Origin of the sequence: Calidithermus terrae (genome assembly GCF_003574345.1) — a bacterium.
Classification (GTDB): Bacteria; Deinococcota; Deinococci; order Deinococcales; family Thermaceae; genus Calidithermus; species Calidithermus chliarophilus.
The window spans coordinates 1-2,680 of sequence record NZ_QXDL01000340.1 but is presented as its reverse complement, the minus strand read 5'-3'; the positions used below and the strand labels follow the sequence as shown (position 1 = coordinate 2,680).

Genomic DNA, 2,680 nt, shown 5'->3' with positions numbered 1-2,680 from the left:
GGCGGGCCCCGGGCGGCGACGTACTCGGCCCCGCTCAGGCCGTAGTCGGCCTCGCCGAGCCCGGCGGCCAGGATCAGCACGCCCAGCGCCTCGCCGAGCTCCTGGGCGCCGCTGACCCTCACCTCGCCGCGCTCGACGTCGGCGATCTCCTCCAGCGCGATGGGCCGGCGCGTGGCGAGCACCACGATGGCGCTCTCCCCCTCGGGCTCGCCCACGGTGATGGCCCAGCTCGCCCCCTTGGGCGGGATCTGGAAGGTCTGGTTGGCCCGGGCGAGGTTGCGCTTGTCGAGGGCGTTGGGCAGGATGAGGTCGATGCTCTCGTCGGAGTTGACGTTGAAGACGTAGAGGTAGGCGTCCTTGGCGACGCGCACGAAGATCTGGCCGTTCTCCCCGATGCGGTAGGTGGGGACGGGCACCGCCGCGGTGGCCTTGTCGAGGCTGACCTGCACCCCCAGCCCCCCGAACTGCGCCAGGGCCAGGCCCCACCCCAGGCCCAGCAGCAGGACCAGCCAGCGTCTCACCCCCGCCCCCTCACGGCGCCGACCCGCCGAAGGCCGCGCGGATCTGGGCCTCGACCGTCGCGGCCAGCTCGCGCTCCCCGGCGGCCAGCAGGTAGCTGTAGGCCGCGGGCGCGAAGCCGACCTGTTCGCTGAGCAGCAGCCGCAGGCCCTGCTCGCGGGGCTTCTGGGCGATGCCGTCGGCCTCGAGCGCCACCCACACCACGGGGGCGGCGTAGACCACCCCGCCGGGGCCTGCGACCTCGAGGCGCTGGGCGAAGCGCAGGGCGCCGGTGGGGAGGGTGAACACCCCGGTGGCCGCCTCCTGGCTGAACAGCTCCTCGCCGCCCGCGCCCAGCAGCCGCACCCGCCGCCCGCCCGCGACGGGCAGGCGCAGCTCGGGCAGGGCGTAATCGGTGGGCAGGTAGAGCGCGGGGGCGTCGCCGTCGCCCCGGCTGGTGGCCGGCTTGGCGAAGGCCCGCGCCGCCTCGTCCTTGCAGATGCCCACGTCCTTGCACGCCTCCGCCAGCCGCTGCCACAGGCTGGGGGAGGGGGCCAGTTGGAAGCAGGCGGTGGCCGAGCCCAGGTTGTACACCCGCACCCCGTAGGTCAGGCGGGCCTCGCCCCGCTCCACGCACAGCCGGTCGCCCGGCTGCAGGTCGAGGGTCAGGGGGCTGCCCCCGGCCCGCTCGTAGGTCCGGGCCACGCTGCCCTTGCGCTCGAGCCGGGCCTTGCCGTTGAGCTCGAGCTTGACCTCGGCCCCCAGCGCCAGGCCCAACACCGCCATCAACGCGACACTAATCCGCCGGTGCGTCATGCCCTTTCGCCCCCCTCCACACCTTGAGCCCCAGCAGGGCGAAGTGCATCGCCACGACCGGGAAGAGATAATCGAGGAAATAGCCGAAGCGGTTGACGATGAACGCCCCCACCCAAAACAGCAGCCACACGATGATGGTGGGCTCCAGGAGCCCGTTGATCACCTTGCGGAACCTCGAGCGGCCCAGCAGCCCGTCGGTGATGGCGTAGGTGAGCAACAGCGCGACGAAGACCAGCGCGGGGACCATGAACACCAGCAGCCAGCGGTTGAGCCCGGCGCTGAAGTGGCCGTAGGTGACCAGCGTCATGAGGGCGTTGACGTGGATGTCGATGCCCTGTAGCCCCGAGGAGGCCGCCCGCACCGGCACGAAGTGCTGGTCGGAGTCCAGCGGCCAGGTGCGGCCCAGCAGGAAGACGGCGCCCTCGGTGCTCTGGCTGCGCACCAGCCCCCCGCGCAGGAATTCGGCGGCGCTGATCACGGTGAGGCCCTTCCAGAGCTGCTCCCCCTGGGTGCCGTCGCCGAAGCGCTGGATCTCGCGGAAGACGATGCGCTCGCCCACCCCGAAGGGCCCCGCGCTCAGGCGGCGGCAGGCCTCGAGGTCCTCCGGGCGGCCCAGGTCGCGCCCGGCGCCCAGGCAGTACAGCGCCAGCGCCGCCGGCAGCGGCTGGCCGGGCTCGGCCTTGGGCACCCAGCGGGTCACGCCGTCGCTGTCGTAGAGCACGAAGGCGTTGACCGGGAAGATCTGCGGGTTGAGCCGGCCCATGGGCCGGCCCAGCACGCTGGGCTCGGGCACCTCGGCGTCGGAGAGGGCTTCGGGGGAGCGGCCGTCGGCGAGCAGCAGCGGGTAGGGGAAGCGCGCGAGCACCCGCAGCAAGCGCTCGTCGCCCTCCGAGAGCGCGGCCTGCTCGTTGGAGCCGAAGGAGAGGTCGAAGTCGACGAGCACCCCGGCCGGGCGGTACTCCGCCGCGCGCAGGAGCAGGTCGGCCATGCGGCCGCGGTGGAAGAGGTAGCCCTGCACCCCGAGCGCCTCGAGGCTGTGCCGGTCCACCTCGACGAGCACCACCGGGGGGAAGGCCTGGCGCGGGGGCGGGGCGTCCCAGCGGTAGACCACGCGGGTGAGCTGGTCGAGCGGGGCGTTCTGCTCGACGTCAACCAAAAACCCCAGCGGCCCCAACAGGTCGTAGCGGTGGATGAGCTGCAGCGCCCCCATCACCAGCAGGATCAGCGCGGTGCGGTGCAGGGCCTTGCGGGCGACGGGGCTTTGCCAGAAGCGGGACAGCGGGCGCATCCGGACCTACTTCACCACTTCCACCACCACCTCGGCGGCGCCGTGCTCGAGCGCCGCCTGGCGGTTGCGGTCGGGGTC

3 protein-coding genes are annotated in these 2,680 nt (G+C 73.1%); all 3 read right to left on the bottom strand.

Annotation, left to right across the window (positions count from 1 at the left end):
- On the bottom strand, nucleotides 1-521 hold a 521-nt coding region (locus tag Mterra_RS20350), incomplete at its 3' end, for a DUF4384 domain-containing protein (protein WP_147372982.1).
- A gap of 10 nt (nucleotides 522-531) precedes the next feature.
- A complete protein-coding gene (locus tag Mterra_RS20345; protein ID WP_147372980.1) occupies nucleotides 532-1,314 on the bottom strand; it encodes a hypothetical protein in 783 nt (260 codons plus the stop codon).
- Nucleotides 1,295-2,602 (bottom strand): CHASE2 domain-containing protein, encoded by a 1,308-nt coding sequence (locus tag Mterra_RS20340; protein ID WP_119316757.1) that lies wholly within the window; start codon nucleotides 2,600-2,602, stop codon nucleotides 1,295-1,297. Before Mterra_RS20340 ends, Mterra_RS20345 begins: the two co-directional genes overlap by 20 nt.
- Nucleotides 2,603-2,680 lie beyond the last annotated feature (78 nt).

Excerpts from the sequence above, each read along its gene's own strand:
- Mterra_RS20345 (WP_147372980.1), bottom strand. The coding sequence starts at position 1,314 with ATGACGCACCGGCGGATTAGTGTCGCGTTGATGGCGGTGTTGGGCCTG.
- Mterra_RS20340 (WP_119316757.1), bottom strand. The coding sequence starts at position 2,602 with ATGCGCCCGCTGTCCCGCTTCTGGCAAAGCCCCGTCGCCCGCAAGGCC.